The sequence below is a fragment of the uncultured Cetobacterium sp. genome (assembly GCF_947072685.1).
In the GTDB taxonomy this organism is placed as follows: domain Bacteria; phylum Fusobacteriota; class Fusobacteriia; order Fusobacteriales; family Fusobacteriaceae; genus Cetobacterium_A.
The window spans coordinates 1-18,905 of the sequence record NZ_CAMTIK010000004.1 but is presented as its reverse complement, the minus strand read 5'-3'; the positions used below and the strand labels follow the sequence as shown (position 1 = coordinate 18,905).

Annotated in this window: 19 protein-coding genes; 6 read left to right on the top strand and 13 right to left on the bottom strand. The window is 31.3% G+C overall.

Going from position 1 to position 18,905, the window contains the following annotated elements:
• Positions 1-78: 78 nt before the first annotated feature.
• Entirely contained in the window at positions 79-1,455 is a 1,377-nt protein-coding gene (locus tag Q0V67_RS02065) for a tyrosine phenol-lyase (RefSeq protein WP_297596570.1), read from the bottom strand.
• Between the two features lie 440 nt (positions 1,456-1,895).
• Here Q0V67_RS02065 and Q0V67_RS02060 point away from each other — a divergent pair, with 440 nt between their 5' ends.
• From Q0V67_RS02060 to Q0V67_RS02045, 4 genes are all read left to right on the top strand, one after another.
• Positions 1,896-2,183, top strand: a complete 288-nt coding sequence (locus Q0V67_RS02060; protein WP_297596568.1) for a LysO family transporter — start codon at positions 1,896-1,898, stop codon at positions 2,181-2,183.
• Complete coding sequence (locus Q0V67_RS02055) at positions 2,180-2,782, top strand: lysine exporter LysO family protein (protein ID WP_297596558.1); 603 nt, start codon at positions 2,180-2,182, stop codon at positions 2,780-2,782. The genes Q0V67_RS02060 and Q0V67_RS02055 overlap by 4 nt, the downstream gene beginning before the upstream one ends.
• Positions 2,783-2,876: 94 nt before the next feature.
• The gene (locus tag Q0V67_RS02050) at positions 2,877-3,167 is read left to right on the top strand and encodes a DUF2769 domain-containing protein (protein WP_297596556.1); all 291 of its coding nucleotides are present in this window, start codon (positions 2,877-2,879) and stop codon (positions 3,165-3,167) included.
• A gap of 36 nt (positions 3,168-3,203) precedes the next feature.
• Complete coding sequence (locus Q0V67_RS02045) at positions 3,204-3,995, top strand: mechanosensitive ion channel domain-containing protein (RefSeq protein ID WP_297596554.1); 792 nt, start codon at positions 3,204-3,206, stop codon at positions 3,993-3,995.
• 56 nt (positions 3,996-4,051) lie between these two features.
• On the opposite strand, the gene Q0V67_RS02040 is transcribed toward Q0V67_RS02045, so the two are convergent.
• The 5 genes from Q0V67_RS02040 to Q0V67_RS02020 form a co-directional block, all read right to left on the bottom strand.
• Positions 4,052-5,254: a M14 family zinc carboxypeptidase gene (locus Q0V67_RS02040; RefSeq protein WP_297596552.1), complete on the bottom strand. Its 1,203-nt coding sequence runs from the start codon at positions 5,252-5,254 to the stop codon at positions 4,052-4,054.
• Between the two features lie 82 nt (positions 5,255-5,336).
• Positions 5,337-6,191: a YitT family protein gene (locus Q0V67_RS02035; RefSeq protein WP_297596550.1), complete on the bottom strand. Its 855-nt coding sequence runs from the start codon at positions 6,189-6,191 to the stop codon at positions 5,337-5,339.
• Positions 6,192-6,228: 37 nt separating this feature from the next.
• Complete coding sequence (locus Q0V67_RS02030; RefSeq protein ID WP_297596548.1) at positions 6,229-6,987, bottom strand: DeoR/GlpR family DNA-binding transcription regulator; 759 nt, start codon at positions 6,985-6,987, stop codon at positions 6,229-6,231.
• Positions 6,988-6,996: 9 nt separating this feature from the next.
• Positions 6,997-8,283, bottom strand: a complete 1,287-nt coding sequence (locus tag Q0V67_RS02025; protein WP_297596546.1) for a sodium:alanine symporter family protein — start codon at positions 8,281-8,283, stop codon at positions 6,997-6,999.
• A 24-nt stretch (positions 8,284-8,307) separates the two neighbouring features.
• Positions 8,308-9,561 (bottom strand): MFS transporter, encoded by a 1,254-nt coding sequence (locus Q0V67_RS02020; RefSeq protein ID WP_297596545.1) that lies wholly within the window; start codon positions 9,559-9,561, stop codon positions 8,308-8,310.
• Between the two features lie 141 nt (positions 9,562-9,702).
• Between Q0V67_RS02020 and Q0V67_RS02015 the strand changes: the two genes are divergently transcribed.
• Complete coding sequence (locus tag Q0V67_RS02015) at positions 9,703-10,677, top strand: sugar phosphate isomerase/epimerase (protein ID WP_297596543.1); 975 nt, start codon at positions 9,703-9,705, stop codon at positions 10,675-10,677.
• Positions 10,678-10,691: 14 nt separating this feature from the next.
• On the top strand, positions 10,692-11,069 hold the full coding sequence (locus tag Q0V67_RS02010; RefSeq protein WP_297596541.1) for a RidA family protein: 378 nt from the start codon (positions 10,692-10,694) through the stop codon (positions 11,067-11,069).
• A 57-nt stretch (positions 11,070-11,126) separates the two neighbouring features.
• Here the strand turns inward: Q0V67_RS02010 and Q0V67_RS02005 are convergent, their stop codons facing one another.
• The 7 genes from Q0V67_RS02005 to uxaC form a co-directional block, all read right to left on the bottom strand.
• A complete protein-coding gene (locus tag Q0V67_RS02005) occupies positions 11,127-11,822 on the bottom strand; it encodes a GntR family transcriptional regulator (RefSeq protein WP_297596539.1) in 696 nt (231 codons plus the stop codon).
• Positions 11,823-11,921: 99 nt separating this feature from the next.
• On the bottom strand, positions 11,922-13,226 hold the full coding sequence (locus tag Q0V67_RS02000) for a TRAP transporter large permease (RefSeq protein ID WP_297596537.1): 1,305 nt from the start codon (positions 13,224-13,226) through the stop codon (positions 11,922-11,924).
• Position 13,227: 1 nt separating this feature from the next.
• Entirely contained in the window at positions 13,228-13,707 is a 480-nt protein-coding gene (locus tag Q0V67_RS01995; RefSeq protein WP_297596535.1) for a TRAP transporter small permease, read from the bottom strand.
• Complete coding sequence (locus Q0V67_RS01990; protein ID WP_297596533.1) at positions 13,704-14,720, bottom strand: TRAP transporter substrate-binding protein; 1,017 nt, start codon at positions 14,718-14,720, stop codon at positions 13,704-13,706. Before Q0V67_RS01990 ends, Q0V67_RS01995 begins: the two co-directional genes overlap by 4 nt.
• A gap of 17 nt (positions 14,721-14,737) precedes the next feature.
• Positions 14,738-16,228 (bottom strand): mannitol dehydrogenase family protein, encoded by a 1,491-nt coding sequence (locus tag Q0V67_RS01985; protein ID WP_297596531.1) that lies wholly within the window; start codon positions 16,226-16,228, stop codon positions 14,738-14,740.
• A 24-nt stretch (positions 16,229-16,252) separates the two neighbouring features.
• Positions 16,253-17,299, bottom strand: a complete 1,047-nt coding sequence (gene uxuA, locus Q0V67_RS01980; protein ID WP_297596529.1) for a mannonate dehydratase — start codon at positions 17,297-17,299, stop codon at positions 16,253-16,255.
• A gap of 9 nt (positions 17,300-17,308) precedes the next feature.
• Entirely contained in the window at positions 17,309-18,715 is a 1,407-nt protein-coding gene (gene uxaC / locus Q0V67_RS01975) for a glucuronate isomerase (RefSeq protein WP_297596527.1), read from the bottom strand.
• Between the last annotated feature and the right edge of the window lie 190 nt (positions 18,716-18,905).

Sequence of the window (18,905 nt, the reverse complement as noted above, 5' to 3'; positions counted from 1 at the left end):
GTTCTGTAGGTATTTTTAGAGTAAAATATCCTAAAGTTTTACCTTTAGGATATTTTTTTCTAAGTATTCTGTTAGTATCTATATTTGTGAAAATCTTCCTGTAAAAAATCTTAGACAAGATGGTTCATACTCCCATTTAAGACCTCTTATCTGTTCTTTATTTCTGTATAATTCTATTATCGCGTCAGCAACAAAATCTAAATGAGCATATGTATAAACCCTTCTTGGAATTGTCAGTCTTACAGTTTCTAATTTAGGATGGTGATCTTTTCCAGTTTTCACATCTCTTCCTGCTGATATGATACCTCTTTCCATAGTTCTAACTCCTGATGTTTCATAAATTGCTCCAGCTAGTGCTTGTGCTGGGAATTGATCTTGAGTTAAATGTGGTAAAAAAGCTTTTGCATCCAAGAATATGGCGTGTCCACCATAAGGTTTTACCATTGGAACTCCTGCTGCATCCAATCTCTCTCCTAAATATCTTATTTGATTTACTCTATGGCTGATATACTCATAATTTACAGCTTCTTGCAGCCCTATTGCCATTGCTTCCATATCTCTTCCTGCCAGTCCTCCATAGCTTGGCATCCCTTCAAATTGTACAACCATACCTGTAGCCTGTAAATAAAGTTCATAGTCATTCATACATAAAAACCCACCTATATTGGTCAAACAATCTTTTTTTCCACTCATTGTACATCCATCCCCATATGAGAACATCTCTTTCACAATATCTTTAATCGATACGTTTTCATATCCAGGCTCTCTATCTTTTATAAAGTATGCATTTTCTACACAACGTGTTGCGTCATACATTATTTTAATCCCATTCTTATGAGATAATTCAGATACAGCTTTAATATTTGCCATTGAAACTGGCTGTCCTCCAGCTAGATTAACTGTAACCGCTAGACAAACATAGGGTATATTTTCAGCTCCAACTTCGTCTATTAAAGCTTGTAATTTATTCAAATCAATATTCCCTTTAAAAGGTAATTCTATACTTGGATCATGTGCTTCATCTATAACAATATCTCTAAACGTTGCTCCGTTTCTCTCTTGGTGAAATCTTGTAGTTGTAAAATACATATTTCCTGGCACATAGTGCCCTGGCTTTATCATTAAACTTGAAAGTATATTCTCTGCTCCTCTACCTTGGTGTGTGGGAACAACATGTTTAAATCCAAATAACTCTTGAACTGTTTTTTCTAAATGATAAAAGTTTCTACTTCCTGCATAGGCTTCATCTCCTAACATAAGACCAGCCCACTGAGCATCACTCATAGCATTTGTTCCAGAATCTGTTAATAAATCGATATAACACTCCTCAGATCTTAAAAGAAATGTATTATAACCTGCTCTTTCTATCGCTTCTTTTCTTTCATCTTTATTCAGCATAGCCATATTTTCTACCATTTTAATTTTATAAGGTTCTGGTGCAAAGTTTCTTTTCATTTTCTCCTCCTTGGAATATTATTAATCTTGTTGATACTATATATACCTCTTTTTTATTTTTATGTCAATATGTCTTATTTTTGAATCAATTTCTACCTACTACTATTTTATTTTGAAAAAATTTATATTTTTCACCGTCAGTATAATTTAAACATCCTATTTTAGGTTGTTTTTTTTACTCTTTTGTTTTTTATTCTTTTTAATATTTTATCACACTAAATAATAGCTACAAGTTTTTGATATTTTAAAAAAAATAAAAAAAATATTTTTTTTATTTTTTTTAAAATTATATTTTTATATCACTCTATTTTATTTTTTCTCCTTTTATAACTAATAAATCAACCTTTTAATAGTTTATTTATCAAAATTATTATAATAGTTTGATTTAGATGTTGTCTGTATGGTAAAATCTCCATCATACGGTTAACAGGAGGGGTATAATGATCAGAATTATTCTTTACATTGCAATCATTTCTTTTGGATTCGTTTTAAGTAAATATAAAATTATTCCTTTAAAAATTAAAGCTAAAACTGGAATTTTACAATCTTTTTCTTTGTTTTTTCTATTGGGTGTCATGGGATATAAAATTGGAAGTGATGATAAAATTGTCAGCGAATTTCCAAGTCTTGGTTTTCAAGCACTTATAATTGCTATTTTTTCAATCTTTGGAAGTATCTTGATTACAAAACTTTTTTTTCGTACTAAAAAGGAGGGGGGAATTAAATGATTGGGATATCTATCTCTATTTTTATTGGTGTTATTTTAGGATTATTTTTCAAATCACCTTTTATAACTGCTAATTCAGATATTTTTATTGATATTGGTCTTTGCTTATTACTTTTCTTTGTTGGAATAGATATTGGGGACAATTCGAGTGTGTTTAAAGATTTAAAAAAATATGGAAAAAAGATATGGTTTTTACCAATATCCACAATTATTGGTTCTTTGATTGGAGGATTAATCGGATCTTTTATTCTTCCTATTTCTCTTGGTGAATCTCTAGCGGTGTCATCTGGATTGGGATGGTATTCCTTATCTGCTATAGAGCTATCCAAAATAAGTGCTGAATTAGGTAGTATAGCCTTTTTAAGCAACATCTTCAGAGAAGTACTTGCGATAATTACTATTCCTTTCATTGCAAAGTCTTTTGGAAGTTTTGAATCGGTTTCAGTTGCAGGAGCTACCGCAATGGATACTCTTCTTCCTGTTATAAATAGAAGCAATACATCAGATATCTCTATTATTGCATTTTTTTCAGGAGTTGTCCTAACTTCATCTGTTCCAATTTTAGTTCCGCTTATTGTGAACATATTTAATCTGAGATAACTTTTTTTAACACTTCATAATTAGTAAAATAAAGGATTTTAGTAAAAAAAGAGTATATTAAAACTAGATCATAGACTAAAAAGGAGGATTTTTAATGGACGAAAAAAAAGTTTTGGTGGTTGAAAAATCTTTAGAAAATTTAAAAAAATGTATCTGTATGCACTGTAAATCTTATACTCTTGGATGTAAACTAAAAGAAATGCCTAAAAATATGTTTGAAATTATGAAACATCATAAGAATTTCGAAGAAATAAAACATTTAGATGGTCTTTTTTGTGCATTTGGAAAAAGTGAATGTATAACTGAAGAGAAAGAATGTATCTGTAATAAATGCGAACTTTATAAAACTTATTGTCTTGATAAATCTTACTATTGTATAAAATAGATTTAAAAAATAACCAACTTTGTGGAGGCTTTTTTCATGGAAAATATTACATTATTTATAGCTAAATATTCTTTGGTAGTACTAAAAAAAATTATATATATAGTTCTACTATACATATCCTATAAGCCAGTCAAAGAGTTTTCTGTTAATTTCTTAAAAAAGATTTTAAGAAAAAATAGAACTGATGAATTATTAATTAGCTTTCTGATTCCAACTTTGACTTCGTTTATAATAATTTTATATTTTTTTAATATCATAGAAATTTTAGGATTACAACTTTCATCCTTTATTGCTGTTCTTGCCTCTGTCAGTATTGGAGTTGGATTAGCCCTAAAAGGTAATTTTTCTGATATTGCTGGTGGAATCCAGATACTCTTAACAAAACCTTTTAAAAAGGGGGATTTTATTGTAGCATGTGGTTCAGAAGGCGTAGTTCAAAGGATAACTTTCTTATATACGATACTATATAGTGCCGACAACAAAAAGATAATAATCCCTAACGGAAAACTTTCATCATCCGCTGTAACAACTGTAACTGCAAATCCTGAAAGAAGAGCTGATTTTGTTTTTTTTGCTGAAAAAACTTGTTCAATAGATCAAGTTAAAGAGGTTCTTTTTAATGTTGTTAAGAATCACCCTTCAGTTTTAAAAGACAAAGATATATTTGTTAAATTTTCTAAAGAGACTTATTCTGCTGCTGAATTCATTGTTAGAGTTTGGACTTTAAAAGAAAATTTTAGAGATCTTAATGCTGATATTCAAGAAGAGGTTAAAAAGAGTTTTGATAGGGAAGGAATCAGGTTTCCTTATGAATCGTATGAAATCTAATGATATTAATGAAAAAGTTGCAGAGTTGCAACTTTTTCATTAAATTTATTTATCCGTTACATCTTCTCTCTTATGATAAGAGCTGGCTGTGAAACTACTTGCCCCATATTTGTATCTATCAGTTCTATCGAGCTTTTTTCCTTTACAATCTCTGACGAAATCTTTTCCGAGTTATGAGGACGATTTTTTTCATTTTCAACAACCTTTTTTATTCTATCAGAATTAGCATATGTATCCTTTAATAATATCTCTACGGACAACATTCCACTCTTCAATCTTCTCCTCACATTTTCAAATCCTATCTGCCTTCCTCTTAGCTCAATCAAATAGGATAAACTCCCTTTTAATCCATAGTTATTTCTAGCTAATTTAGCGCTTCCAGTTGCTCTATAGAGTGTTAAAGGCTCGCCTTTTTTTGGCTTTATGAATGGATTATAATAATAATTTGACGTATATCCATTTTGTTTAAGCGTCTCTTTAAGTTGTAACAACGTCTTATCTGATACCTCTTTTAAAGATTTGGAATAGTTTGGATTAGTTGGATTTAAAATCAGCAAATCATAGTAGGGAACAGCTCCACCACTTAAAATATGGGAGTATGAGTTCAAGTCAGATATATACTCATGGATATCAATAAAAACTTCTGGTTTAAATTTGTTGTAGATATAACTAACGGCCTGAGCTTCTACACTTACAAGAGCACTGTGGTCACCATTTATATCAATTTTTTCACCAGATTCTCTTGTAAATTTTTTTGCTCCATCCGGATTTATTCTAGGCATAACAATTATATTTACCCTATTCAAAATATAGTTCAAGTCTCCTTTTGCTACCCTTTTTACAGTTGCTAAAAGAGTATCACATCCCATAGGTTCATTTCCATGTTGCTGAGCAATCAACATAACTATAGGCTTTCCATCCACTGCAGTTTCATGAATATCTTTAAAAGTCAAAGATTTGTCTTTAGATATCAAGAATACTGGCAGATAATTTTTATTGTCAGTTGGTCCTAAAAGATCCACAACTGTTGTATTACTTGTTGTATGGATGTTCCCTAAATAATCCAACATCTCTTTTTGGGTTGTAAACTCACTTCTTCCCCCCTCGATTGATGGGGTTGGTATTGTAACTCCCGGATCTCTAAAAAACTGTTTGACACTTTCAGGTTCTTTATAATTTAGTCCATTATTCGATAAACTTGTCCTTCCAATAATAAGATTTATTAAAATTAAATTCAATATAGATATTGATCGTTTCACAAATCCACCACCCTTCTCTTTTCTATCCTATTTTTAATTTTCTTATTACATAATACAATCAACATTTTACAATTCCTTTTTACTATCTTTCATATAATTTTTGAAGTCCATCCTCTTTTCCCCAAGCAGCTATAGTTGGAACTATATTTAAAAAAGCCCCCTCATCTATTTGTTTCACGTAATCTTTTAAAAGCATCCCCTCTTTTAAAGAACATACAAGTATAAGCTTCTCTCTTTTCAATCTTTTTTCTCCACCATAAACAACACCTATGCTGTAACTCCTTTGCATATTGTTCAAAATATATCCTGAAATTTCCTCATTCTTCTCACTTATTACAACTACTTTTACCAAAGATGATCCAAATCCAAAACTTACAACACTTATAGTTTTGCTGTATACCATCTGCATTATAATTGCATACAAAATTGCTGTTTTTCCAAAAATAGCTCCCGACAAAAGTAAAATTGTTATATCTATAATCAACAAAACTTGACTTAATTCCATAAAATGAAATATTTTTTTATGCAATATTTTGGCTAAAGTATCTGAGCTTCCTTGAGAAAAACCTTTTTTTAATACCAATCCTGTTCCAATTCCCATAAATATCCCATAATATAGGCAAATCAAAATTTTGTCTTCTGTTCCTTCCATAAAATTAAAACTTATTTTATTCATAAAAATCAAAATTAAAGGATACGTTAAAGAAAGAATCAAAATTTTTTTTAACTCTTTATTTCCAAGTGTATATTTCGCTAAAAGAAGTATTCCCATACAAATAATATAGTAAATATATGTGTAATTTATTTCTATGATCTTCGAAATAGACATTGATAGTCCCGTCATCCCTCCTACAACAAGAGCATTTGGTTTCAATATACAAGTGATTGAAAATGCCTGTACTAAACATCCAAACAAAACTATAAACAAATTTCCCATCTCTAAAACCTCTCCTCAGCTGTTGAATGATATAGTGTTATAAAATCTCTATGCCTTCATTTTTATATGACAAACGTATATCTCCACTAACTTTAGAATCACTTATAAAAGTATTTACTTTATCTAAAGGGCATACCTTGACAAGTGAGTCTTTTTCTATCTTTGAGCTATTCACAAGAATAAAACTTTCTTTTGAATTCTCAATAAATTTTTTTTGGATATTTGCTTCCGATGTCGACATATCTGTAATTCCATTGCATAGTGATACTCCACTTACTCCTATAAAAGCTTTATCAATTATAAAGTTACTTATAATAGCTTCTGAATACACTCCAAAAAATGCCCTCTCTTCATGCGACAAAAAGCCCCCTGCCATTATTACATCGTACCCTTTTGCATCTAAAAGCTCTTGAGCGATGTCCAGAGAGTTTGTTAAAATTGTCAATTTTTCAAATCTCTTTTTTAAAAGTTTTGCTAAAAATAAAGTTGTAGATCCATCATTTAAAGATATTGAATCCCCCTCCTCTATCAAAGCTACCGCTTTTTCTACAATCTCATTTTTCTCATCCACTTCTATTGTCAATCGTTCCGCATAGTTAATTATTTCTGAATTTTCATCTGGAAGCTCTGCTCCTCCATAAACTTTTCTTACTTTTCCTAATTTTTCCAAGCAATCTAAGTCTCTTCTTATCGTTTCAATTCCAACATCATATTTATTGGATAATTCTAAAACTTTTACTACTTTTCTTTCTTCTAACTCTTTCAATATCTCACTTCTACGTTCCTCTTTTAACATCTTTTACACCTACTTTATCTCTTTATATAATGCTATTAACCCATAAATATTTGGAAGTATGATCATTGTCAAACATATATCCTGAATATACCAAATTGTTTTTGATGAAAACATAGGAGCAACAAAAACTCCACATAAAAAAATGTAATCATAAACTTTACAATCCAGACGTTTGGTCAGATACTTAAAAGATTCTCTTCCCAACAACCACTGTCCCAACATCGACGAAAATCCAAAGAGTATCATAACTCCACCTAAGATATATTTAAAAAAGTAATTTACACTTTCAAAAGCTCCTATCATTGTATGAGTGGGTTCTAAATCTAAAGCTAAGTCTGTTGTTATCAGTAAAACTACTCCTGACATTGTACATATTAAAATTGTATCAATAAATACATCCACTATTCCATAAAGCGAATCTTCTTTTAAGTTTACATCTGTTATTTTTGAATAAAAAATGGCTACAGTTCCCTCTCCCGCTTCATTTGAATATACTCCTCTAGCAATACCAAAACGTAGTGCATCTTTAACGCTATACCCCAATGCTCCACCTAATGCCGAATTGAAATTAAATGCAGATTTAAAAATATTTTCGAATACATAAAATATTTTATCATAATTAAAAAATATTATAAACATACATCCACATATATAAAATAAAGTCATAAACGGAACTAGCCTTTCAGTGACCTTCGCCAATCTTTTAAATCCACCACTTATGATAAAATATGTCACAATCAAAAGTACAAATGAAGTTATGATACTTTCAACTTTAAAAAAATTATGCAACACATCTTTTATTACATTTCCCTGAACTAAAGTTCCACCAGAGTTTTGTACTAATAAAAAAAAAGCATAGAATCCACCAAAAAATTTAAATTTTGTCCCCTTACTCAAGTAGTACATCGGTCCACCTTGGTAATCTCCATCTTGATTTTTTTCACGATATTTAATCCCTAAATATATCTCTGCATATTTTATCGACATCCCTAAAATTCCCGATACCCACATCCAAAATAAAGCTCCTGGACCTCCACTTATTATAGCTGTGGCTACTCCTATAATATTTCCATTCCCTACACAGCTTCCCAACGCAGACATAATGGCTTGAAAAGAATTTATTGTATTGCTTTCTTGATTTTTTTTTTGATTAAAAAATTTTTTAAATATATAATTGAATTTTCTAATTTGAATGAACTTCAATTTAAAACTGAAAAAAAATCCTGTGGCTAATATTATATATATCAGCCACTCCCCCCAAATAAAATTAGCTACCCCTTCTATTATGTGAGCCATTTAACACCTCAAATCCGACTATTTTTATATCGTTTCTTTCTCTTTTCTAAGTTTTATTCTTTTGTAAAGTATAGAACTTAAAACAAATCCTACTCCTGCAAAGAATATCATACTTAAAAATACCATTTTATATCCTACCATGCCTGGGAATCTATCTAAAATGTTTCCATATATTGAATATAAAAACATTGCTGGTGCATACCCTACAAAACTTGCCATTGCCATAGCTGAACCTGATATCTCTTCCGGTAAATTAATCTCTCCAACTGGAGCAAAAAATATGGCTCTTTGAGAAAATATAACTACTCCTATAAGCAGTGTCAATATAACCCCAATATATATATTCATACTCTCATGAGGAAGTAAAACAAATCCAGTTAAAGATATTGCTACAAGTAAAAATGAATATTTCAAATACTTTGTTGGAGATTTGAATTTTTTATCTGCCATTATCCCTCCGATAGGTCCTCCTACCATCTTTAAGCCGTAGGCATTTATTATACCATAAGCACTAACTAGTGTTAAAGGCATTTTGTAAATATCCTTAAGGAAGGGCATAAAATAAGTTAATCCACAGTATACTGAATAAACCGAGAAAGCATTAAAAGCAATCATCCAAAGTTCAGGCATTTTCAATACTGTTTTATAGTCTAGTTTTCCTCCTGTTTCAGAAGATTTTTTTATAATCTTATCGTCTTCCAAACAAAAATAACTTAAAACTCCGATTACAATTACTACTATCGAAAAATAAACTATTGAAGCTTTAAAAGATGAGAGAGATGACCCAAAATATGTAAATATAAACAATCCAATAGATACAACAACCGTATCTACAATACCTCTTCCAGTCTCCAAAAATCCAAACAGTCTTCCTTGTTCACTGTCATCTCCAAGAGATTTAACCGATTTTAAAAGAACTGGCCAGTACATCATGTCACAAGTGAATCCAAATAATATCCAAACTATCATCAGTTGCTTATATCCAGGAAAAAATAAAGCTACATAGAGTCCTAATACTCCCGTTAAAATAAGTGAGATTGGAAGTGATTTCTTCTTAGATATTTTATCAGAAAAATAAACTGCCGCTCCAAATCCAAATGTAGTCACAAATCCATTGATTGACATCAACGTCCCTATCTCTGTATGGCTCAATCCCATAAACTCCTGCATCTGTCCGTAAAAAACTGATTTTAGAAAAGGTAGCTTATATATACTTCCCGCTCCTAAAACCAAAATAAAAAAAGTAAACCATTTTTTAAAGCTTTGTTCTTTTGTCATTATTCCTCCGTTTTTATTAGTTTTATGTAATGTTTATATCATTTTTATATCTGTGTGTCAATTTTTTTTATTTTAAAGCTTGATTTTTTGCAAAAAACTTATATAATACTAATAACGGTTAAAAAATTTAGGAGGAACAACATGAAAATAGGAATAGAAACAGAAAGTTTTCATTTATTTTTTCAATATGGAAAAATGAACGTTTTAGATTTTATAAGAAAGGCTGCCGATATGGGGTTTGAAGGTGTTGAGTTAAACATGATACCTGGTTGGGGAATTGATGCTGATTTAGGTCAAATGGGAGAAGACACTCCAGAGAACCTAGATGCCATCAGAGATGAGATTAAACAATATGGTCTCTATGCTGAAATTGATACAAATGGAACTTCAGAAATGGAATTAAAAAGAGCTCTTAGAGTTGCTCATCATATTGGTGCTAATGTCATCAGAACTTATATCAAGTTTGATAAGTTTGATGCAACAACATATAGACAAACGACTGAAGATTTAAAAAATATTGTTCCAGAGTTAAAAAAATATAGAATTAAAATCGCTTTAGAAAATCACGAGTATGAGACTGCGGATGAGTTAATCAAAATTATTGAAGAGGTTAATTCACACTGGGTTGGTCTTCATTATGATTTTGGTAATGCTATGATGGCTTGGGAAGAACCTGTGGAAGCTGCTAAAAAAATGGCTAAATATACTTATACAACTCATTTCAAAGACCATGTTATTATTAAAGATGATGACAGTACTTACGGATATGTTGTTTGTGGTGTTCCTGCCGGAACAGGAAACATTGATTTAGATGAGTGTTTTAAAATAATGGTTGAAAACTCTCCTCTAGAGAGAATCAATATGGAGATGTGTTTTCCATACTGTACAAACTTTAAAAGAGAACCCGGAGCTGGTGGAGTTAATAAGGTTGGAGAGGGATGCTTTAAAATTGAGGATGCCCCATATGACAGAAAAATTATTAAACCTTTAGAGTACTACTATCCACATAAAGTTGTAGATGAAACAACACTTGATAAAATGTTACAAGACCAATTGGAAGGAGCTCAAAAAGGTTACCTTTATTTAAAAAGTTTAAGAGATAAATACTGTAGATAATGAGGAGAAAAAACATGAATAAAATAATCAATACAGAAAAAGCCCCTGCGGCAATCGGACCATACTCTCAAGCTGTGGAGGCCAATGGAACGCTTTATGTTTCTGGACAAATTCCTTTTGTCCCGGAGACGATGGCAGTTATTTCAGAGGATATAAGAGAGCAAACAAAACAATCTTTAGAAAATGTTAAAGCTATACTTGAAGCTGCTGGCTACTCTTTATCAGATGTTGTTAAAGCTGGAGTTTTCATTAAGGATATGAATGATTTTACCGCTATAAATGAGATTTATAATGAGTATTTAGGTGAGGTGAAACCTGCTAGAGCTTGTGTTGAAGTGGCTAGATTACCAAGAGATGTTAAGGTTGAAATTGAGGTTATTGCAGTTAAATAACACTTATAAAAAGGAGCTTGGAAATTTTTTCCAGCTCCTTTTTAATATCTCTTCGAATTATTTTTCACAAAAATATGTTGGATATTTCATCATGAATTTCTCAATTACATCTTTGAAATTTAAAAGATGCTTTGTTAAAAGCATGTCTATACTCTTGCTATCTCCTTCACGAATAATATTTAGTATCTCAATATGTTGCTTCAATGTCTTTTCTAAATTTGTTTTTTCTAAAGCATCCAGCAGCCTCAATCTATCATAATGTGTAGAAAGTCTTTTAATGCTTTTCCAAATATTTTTCTTGTTGTAATGATCAAATATTAAACTATGAAACTCATTGTCCAGTATAAAAAACTCATGTAGATTCTCTTTGAAATTTATTACAACCTTCTGAAACTCAATATTTTTTTCTAATTTTTCAATAAGATCTTCTTTATGTTCATCCCTACATGCCATTTCCAGAAGCTTTTCTTCACACATCTCTCTTAAAAATATAGCTTCCTCCACCAAGGTTAGATTTATTCTTGAAACAAAAGACCCCTTTTGAGGGAAAACATTCAATAGTTTTTCCTCTGATAATTTTACAATAGCCTCTCTTACTGGTGTTCTGCTCACATTTAAAACTTTTCCCAGCTCTATCTCCCCTATCATCTCTCCAGGAGCTAAATTTAAATTCATTATATTCTCTTTTAAAACTCTATATATATATTGTCTTGTATTTTCATTTTTCTTTTTCTCTGCATTTAACAATACCATAAAATCCCCCTACACTCTTCTCTATTATATTCATATATTATACTATACTTTAAGAAAAAAAGAGACTTTTTTACAGTCTCTTTCCCTAAAATATCTCAATTATTTTATTAAGCCTGACAACCTTGGTAGATAAAGTGATAATTCTGGAATATATACTACCATCAGTAAAACAATAATAATCACAACATAGTACTTCATTAACTCTTTCATCACATCTTCTATTTTTAACTTTCCTACTTTTACCCCTACAAACAGAGTGTTTCCAACAGGTGGAGTTATATTTCCTATACATAGGTTAAATACTATAATTATTCCAAATTGCACCGAGCTCATACCAAAAGATTTTACTATTGGTAAAAATATCGGTGTAAATATCAGTATTGCTGGAGTTACATCCATAAAAGTTCCAACAAATAGCAAAAGGATATTCATCAAAAGCAAAATTAAGTATTTGTTATCTGTAATTCCAAGTATCAAATTTGATATTGCTTGAGGAACACCTGTAAATGCCATAACCCATGACATAATTGTAGAAACTCCTATTAAAAAAACTATAATTCCTGTCATTTTTGAACTCTCTTCAAATATTTTTACTAAACTTTTAAAAGTGATAGTTTTATAGAAAAACATAGAGAGTAATAAACTATACACAACAGCTACTATCGAACCCTCAGTAGGTGTAAATATCCCCTTTATAATTCCACCTATTACAATAACAATTAAAGCCAAAGATGGTATTGCATCTATGAATGTTGTTAAAATAACTTTCAACTTCAAACCGGCATTCCCTTTCATGCCCCTTTGTTTAGCTAAAACAAACGTCAACAGCATACATCCTAGCCCCCATAAAACTCCCGGGATATAGCCAGCCATAAAAAGAGCTGCTACTGATGTTCCACCACTCACCAAAGAGTATACAATTAAAGAGTTCGAAGGCGGTATTAAAAGCCCAGTTGGAGCCGTTGCTATATTTACAGTAGCACCTAATTTTTTATCATACCCTTCCTCTTCCTCCATAGGTAAAAGAATCCCACCCATAGCTGCACAAGCCGCTACTGATGACCCAGATATGGCTCCAAACATCATATTTGCAAGAATATTTGTCTGCATTAAAGATCCCGGTATTTTCCCTGTTAAAGATTGGGCAAAAGCAACCAATTTTTTAGCTATTCCACCTTGATTCATAATGTTTCCAGCTAAGATAAAGAAAGGAATCGCTATTAGAGTAAAATTTGATATCCCTGAAAATATTCTTTGAGCACCTGTTATCAATGTATTGTCCAATGCCAATGATGGAAGTATTGCTAAAATTGATGACAACCCTATACTTATAGCTATAGGAAACCCTAATAACAGTGTTATTATCAATACTGTGAACATAATTAATGCTGTTGTTAATACCATCCTACATCTCCCCTTTCAACTTTTTAAAAAGATCCCCTGCATTCAATACACTATAGATACAAATTATTACTCCACATATTGGAATTATACTGTATACATATCCCATGGAGATTCTCAATGCTGGAGTTGTTTGTGTCATAGTTAAAATTGTTATTGAGATTCCACCCTTTAACAAAACTCCCACTGCAAATAAAAACACTGCTATCTCAGCCAAAATAGATACGTATATTTGATTTGTTTTGCTGAATCTCTCCACAAAAAATCCCATTCTCATATGATCTCTTTTTCCAAAAATGTACGCTGCTGCTAACATCGCAGTCCAAGCAAAAGAGTAAGAAATTAACTCTTCCGATACCGTACTTGGAGATTTAAATACATATCTTGACGTTATCTGATAAGTTCCAACCACAGTCATAAACATAAACAACGTAACACATATTGACATCAAAATCTTGTCCAAATTTTCTCTTATTTTTATCATTTGCTCTCCTCCACAATAAGATTTTTCCCAACCTTTTGAATACTATCATATATTGGTTTAAGCTTGGGAGTTCCCGCAAGAACTTCATTGTGAAGAGGCAATACTTTTTCTTGGAAAGCCAAAACATCCGGATAGATAAACGTTACATTCATCTCTTTGGCTTGTTCGATAGCCTTTTCAACTGAGCTTCCCCAAGCCTCTCTTTGAACTTTTGATATTATTTGAAAACCTTGGTTGAAAATATCTCTTTCATTTGAAGATAATCCCTCTAAAAATTTAAGGTTTCCTATCACAATGTCTGGAACCATTTGGTGCATATTATAAGAATAATATTTACATACCTCTCCATGTTTATTGCTTGTCAATGCCAGTTCATTATTTTCTGCTCCATCGATAACACTTTGTTGAAGAGCCGTGTAAACTTCTCCAAATCCCATAGGTGTTGCTGATCCTCCAAATAATTCCATCATTCTTATATTTGAAGCACTCTGCTGAACCCTTATCTTTAATCCCTCTAAATCTTTTGGAGATTCAATTGGTTTTTTAACTGTATAAAAGTTTCGCGTCCCAGCATCCAACCAAGCAACAGCTTCAAAACCTGATTTAGCTGTAGATTTAAATATTGGATCTATTATGCTACTGTCATCCATTACAGTATGATAGTGTTCTTTACTAGTAAATAGGTACGGCAGATTAAAAACTTGATATATATCATCAAAACTTTCTAGTATTGCATTACTTGCTACAGTAAAATTTATTGCACCTGTCTGTGTCAATTCCACAGTATTTACTTGAGAACCTAAGAGTTCATTTGGAAATATTTGAACGTCATATTTATCCCCTAAATTTTCTTCAATATATTTTTCAAATGCGATAAGCCCAATGTTTGTTGGGTGAGTTGCTGATTGATTGTGAGAGATTCTCACTATCTCTTTGGATTCACCCTTCCCACAAGAACTTAATAAAAATGAACTGCTCGATAAAATTATAAAACTTAATAAAAACTTTTTCACTTTACACTCCCTCCGTGTTAGCTATTTTTTAATAAATTTCTAACTGCATTCTTTCCCGATAACATCTCAATAAAATACATCTCTACTAGATCTGAGAGTCCAACCTCCTCTAAATCAACACCAAATATCTCCTTATTTTTCATAAGATTTTTTAACTGCCCTTTTGAGTAACTCTCTTTCTCACCAAATTTTATTCCCACTAACTCTTTTGTGAGCATATCTAACATCGGATCACTGCTTATCGATCTCAACTCTCCACAATCATCAACACCCAATAGATATCTAAACCATCCAGCTATAACTAAAGGAATATATTTTAAATCTTTTACATCCAATGTATCACTATCTCTATAAGCTTTTATTGTCTCACCAAATCTTATCCCCATTTTCTGTGAAGTATCTGTAGCTATTCTTTCTGGTTGATCTGGTATAAATGGATTTAAAAACCTTTCATTTATAACTTCATCTATAAATGCTTTAGGATCAATTATCCCTGGATTTTCAACAACTTTTAGCCCCTCGTTGTATCCAACATTTTTTATAATTCTATTTAAATCTTCATCACTTGCAGCTTCGTATATTGATTTACAGTTTAATATACATCCAAATATTGCAAGTGTTGTATGAAGCGGATTCAAACAAGTTGTAACCTTCATTCTTTCAGTTTTTTCAACTGTTTCTCTATCTGTCAAAAATATACCCGTATGTTCAAAAGCTGGTCTCCCATTTGGGAATTTATCTTCAACTATAAAATATTCTGGAATCTCAGCATTTACAAATGGTGCCACATAGCTATTTCTACCAGTTACAACAATCTCCATGTCGCTATATCCTAAGTTTTCAAGCTGATTTTTTACAACTTCAGATGGTCTCGGAGTTATTTTATCTATCATACTTATTGGGTATGCAACCTTTGTTTCATCCTCTAAATAAGCGATAAAGTCATTCTCAACAACTCCAGCACTATTCCATATCTTAGCTATTGTAAGAACAGCCTCTTTTACTTTATCCCCATTTCCAGAACAGTTATCCATACTAACTAAACTTATTGGGAATTTTCCATTTTTATATCTTTTGTAAAGCAGATGTGCTATTAGATTCATAACATGTTTTGGCGACTCTATCCCCGCCAAGTTATACCCTTTTTCAGTTATTGTAAAACTTATCATCTGTAAAGATGAATTTTTTACAATCTCCTCCAGTACAGATAAATTTTCATCTGTTGCTTTTATGGATTTAACAATACTCTCTATAACTTCGTTTTTAAACTCCCCACTTTTATCCAGTGTTGTCAGAATAGTCACATTGTTATATGGTGTATAAACTTTGTCTATAATCTCAGTATCAAAACTCTCAGCAACAATTATTCCAGTATCTTCATACCCTTTTTCTAGCAGATCATTTTGAATCTTTCCCATATAAGCTCTAAATAAATTTCCAGCTCCAAAATGTAACCATTTTGGAGTTTTCTCTGTATTTTCTTTTATAACATCTATATTTTTTAACATATATCTCCCTTTAGCTTATCTATTTTAACTTAATTTAGACAAAGTTTCCCATATACCTGTGATATAACTAGCTCCTAAAGCTCTATCATATAGACCATACCCTGGTTTTCCAGTCTCTCCCCATATCATTCTTCCATGATCTGGACGAAGATATCCTATAAATTTATTTTTGTGAAGAATTTGCAGAATTTTTACAATATCCAAAGATCCACAACCAGAATAGTGAGCTGATTCTTCAAAACTAACTCCATCCTCCAACAACTTTACATTTCTCACATGCATAAAATGAACTCTATTCATAGCGCTATACTTATCAACTAATCTTTCCATATTATTAAAGTTGGCACACCCTAGAGATCCTGTACAAAGAGTCAATCCATTATACTCACTATCCACAAGATTTAAAAATCTATCTATATTCTCTTCCTTTGTTATTATTCTAGGAAGTCCAAATATTGGCCAAGGTGGATCATCCGGATGAATTGCCATTTTTACACCCTCCTCCTCAGCAACAGGAATTATTTCTCTTAAAAAATGCTCTAAGTTTTCCCAAAGACCTTCCTCTCCAAGTTTTTTATACTGAGCAAACAGTTCTGCTAATTCCTCTTTTGTATAGCTTGAATCCCATCCAGGGAGTGAAAGATTGCTATTTAATGGGTCTAGTTTATCCACTTGATCCTTATAGTACACAAGTGCCGTAGATCCATCCTCTAACTCTTTGTCCAATTGAGATCTAGTCCAATCAAATACCGGCATAAAATTATAACATATAACTTTTACTCCTGCCTTTGAAAGATTTCTAATGTTCTCCTTATAGTTCTCTATATATTCATCTCTATTTCCTATTCCTAATTTTATATCCTCGTGCACAGGAACACTTTCAATAACATCAAATTTTAATCCTGCTTTTTCAACAGTTCTCTTCAATTTCAACACTTTTTCAAGACCCCATACCTGACCTACTGGAACATCATATATTGCTGTTACTATGCTGTCCATAGTCGGTATCTGTCTTATATACTCCAGAGTAACTGGGTCTGATTCTCCATACCATCTAAACGATAACTTCACTTTTCCTCCCTATATATCTAACTTAAAATAATTTTTTGCGTTCTCATAACAAATCTCTTTTATCATATCCCCAAGTATCTCTTCGTCATAAGGGATTTCTCCCTCTTCAACCCAAGTTCCAATTAAATTACAAAGAATTCTTCTAAAATATTCGTGTCTTGTATACGATAAAAAACTTCTCGAATCTGTAAGCATTCCTACAAACCTTCTAAGTAATCCTAGTTGTGACAATGCTGTCATCTGGCGAATCATTCCGTCCTTTTGATCATTAAACCACCAGCCAGAGCCAAATTGAATCTTACCTGGAGCATCACTGTTTTGAAAATTTCCAATCATAGTCCCTAGCACTTCATTGTCCTTAGGATTTAGACAATATATTATTGCTTTTGAAAGCTTATTCTCTCTTTCCAGTTCATTTAAAATTTTAGATAAACTGGCTGCATAGTTATAGTCTGCTATCGAATCAAACCCCACATCCGCTCCTAATTTATCAAACATTCTATCATTATTATTTCTTAAAGCTCCCATATGAATTTGAATTGCCAGTTCATTCTTATGATATATTTTTCCCAGTTCGATAAAAAGCTTTGTTTTATATATATCAATCTCTATTTTTGAAATTTTTTCTCCACATAAAACCTTCTTAAATATAGTTTCAATCTGATTTTCTCTATCTAAAATAAAAAACGGTTCCTCTATGCTATGGTCTGTCACAACACAACCAACACTTTTAAAAAATTCTACTCTATATTCTAAAGCCTTCATTAGTTTTGAAAAACTATCTATTTTTATCTCAGATACTTTCTCCAATTTAAATATCCAATCTAGATACCCATCTTTTTCTATAAAAACAGCTTTATCTGGTCTAAAAGTTGGTAATACTTTCACATGGAAATCTCCATCTTTTAAAATTTCTAGATGATACTCTAAAGAATCTACTGGATCATCTGTTGTACAAAGAGCTTTAACTCTTGAATTTTCTATCAGTTTCTTGGCTCTAAACGCTTCTGTTTTCAAGAGTTCATTAGCTTTATCCCAAATAATTTTAGCATTTTTTCTATTTAAAACCTCTTCTATTCCAAAAAATCTTTTTAGCTCTAAATGCGACCAATGAAAAATAGGATTTCCATAAGCATACTCCATCGTTTCTGCGAATGCTAAAAATTTCTCATAGTCTGTCCCGTCTCCAGTTATATATTTTTCATCAACTCCATTTGATCTCATAGCTCTCCACTTATAGTGATCCCCATATAACCAGATTTGAGTTAAATTATCATACCCTACATTCTCAGCTATATCCTTTGGATTAAGATGGCAATGATAATCAAATATCGGACTTTCTTTAGCAAAATCAAAATATAATTTTTTACTTATATCATTTTTCAGTAGAAAATTTTTATCCATAAAAGGCTTCATATTCCCTCCAATAATTTAATTTGTATTACTTGTATACAAGAATAATATTACTTTTTTTTATTTTTGTCAATAGTTTTTATTGTATATTTTTTATGTTTTTAAAACAATTATAGCATTTTATGTCTTGTAATCGTAAAAAAATGAGCCCATAAAATTTATGAACTCATTGATAAAACAATACTTTTCAATT

What these genes read in the sequence shown, in the direction of transcription:
- Q0V67_RS01995 (WP_297596535.1), bottom strand. Translation starts at nt 13,707, where the DNA reads ATGATAAAAATAAGAGAAAATTTGGACAAGATTTTGATGTCAATATGT.
- Q0V67_RS02055 (WP_297596558.1), top strand. Translation starts at nt 2,180, where the DNA reads ATGATTGGGATATCTATCTCTATTTTTATTGGTGTTATTTTAGGATTA.
- Q0V67_RS02060 (WP_297596568.1), top strand. Translation starts at nt 1,896, where the DNA reads ATGATCAGAATTATTCTTTACATTGCAATCATTTCTTTTGGATTCGTT.
- uxaC (WP_297596527.1), bottom strand. Translation starts at nt 18,715, where the DNA reads ATGAAGCCTTTTATGGATAAAAATTTTCTACTGAAAAATGATATAAGT.
- Q0V67_RS02050 (WP_297596556.1), top strand. Translation starts at nt 2,877, where the DNA reads ATGGACGAAAAAAAAGTTTTGGTGGTTGAAAAATCTTTAGAAAATTTA.
- Q0V67_RS02065 (WP_297596570.1), bottom strand. Translation starts at nt 1,455, where the DNA reads ATGAAAAGAAACTTTGCACCAGAACCTTATAAAATTAAAATGGTAGAA.
- Q0V67_RS02005 (WP_297596539.1), bottom strand. Translation starts at nt 11,822, where the DNA reads ATGGTATTGTTAAATGCAGAGAAAAAGAAAAATGAAAATACAAGACAA.
- Q0V67_RS02000 (WP_297596537.1), bottom strand. Translation starts at nt 13,226, where the DNA reads ATGGTATTAACAACAGCATTAATTATGTTCACAGTATTGATAATAACA.
- Q0V67_RS02025 (WP_297596546.1), bottom strand. Translation starts at nt 8,283, where the DNA reads ATGGCTCACATAATAGAAGGGGTAGCTAATTTTATTTGGGGGGAGTGG.
- Q0V67_RS02015 (WP_297596543.1), top strand. Translation starts at nt 9,703, where the DNA reads ATGAAAATAGGAATAGAAACAGAAAGTTTTCATTTATTTTTTCAATAT.
- Q0V67_RS02035 (WP_297596550.1), bottom strand. Translation starts at nt 6,191, where the DNA reads ATGGGAAATTTGTTTATAGTTTTGTTTGGATGTTTAGTACAGGCATTT.
- Q0V67_RS01985 (WP_297596531.1), bottom strand. Translation starts at nt 16,228, where the DNA reads ATGTTAAAAAATATAGATGTTATAAAAGAAAATACAGAGAAAACTCCA.
- Q0V67_RS02030 (WP_297596548.1), bottom strand. Translation starts at nt 6,987, where the DNA reads ATGTTAAAAGAGGAACGTAGAAGTGAGATATTGAAAGAGTTAGAAGAA.
- Q0V67_RS02020 (WP_297596545.1), bottom strand. Translation starts at nt 9,561, where the DNA reads ATGACAAAAGAACAAAGCTTTAAAAAATGGTTTACTTTTTTTATTTTG.
- Q0V67_RS02045 (WP_297596554.1), top strand. Translation starts at nt 3,204, where the DNA reads ATGGAAAATATTACATTATTTATAGCTAAATATTCTTTGGTAGTACTA.
- Q0V67_RS02010 (WP_297596541.1), top strand. Translation starts at nt 10,692, where the DNA reads ATGAATAAAATAATCAATACAGAAAAAGCCCCTGCGGCAATCGGACCA.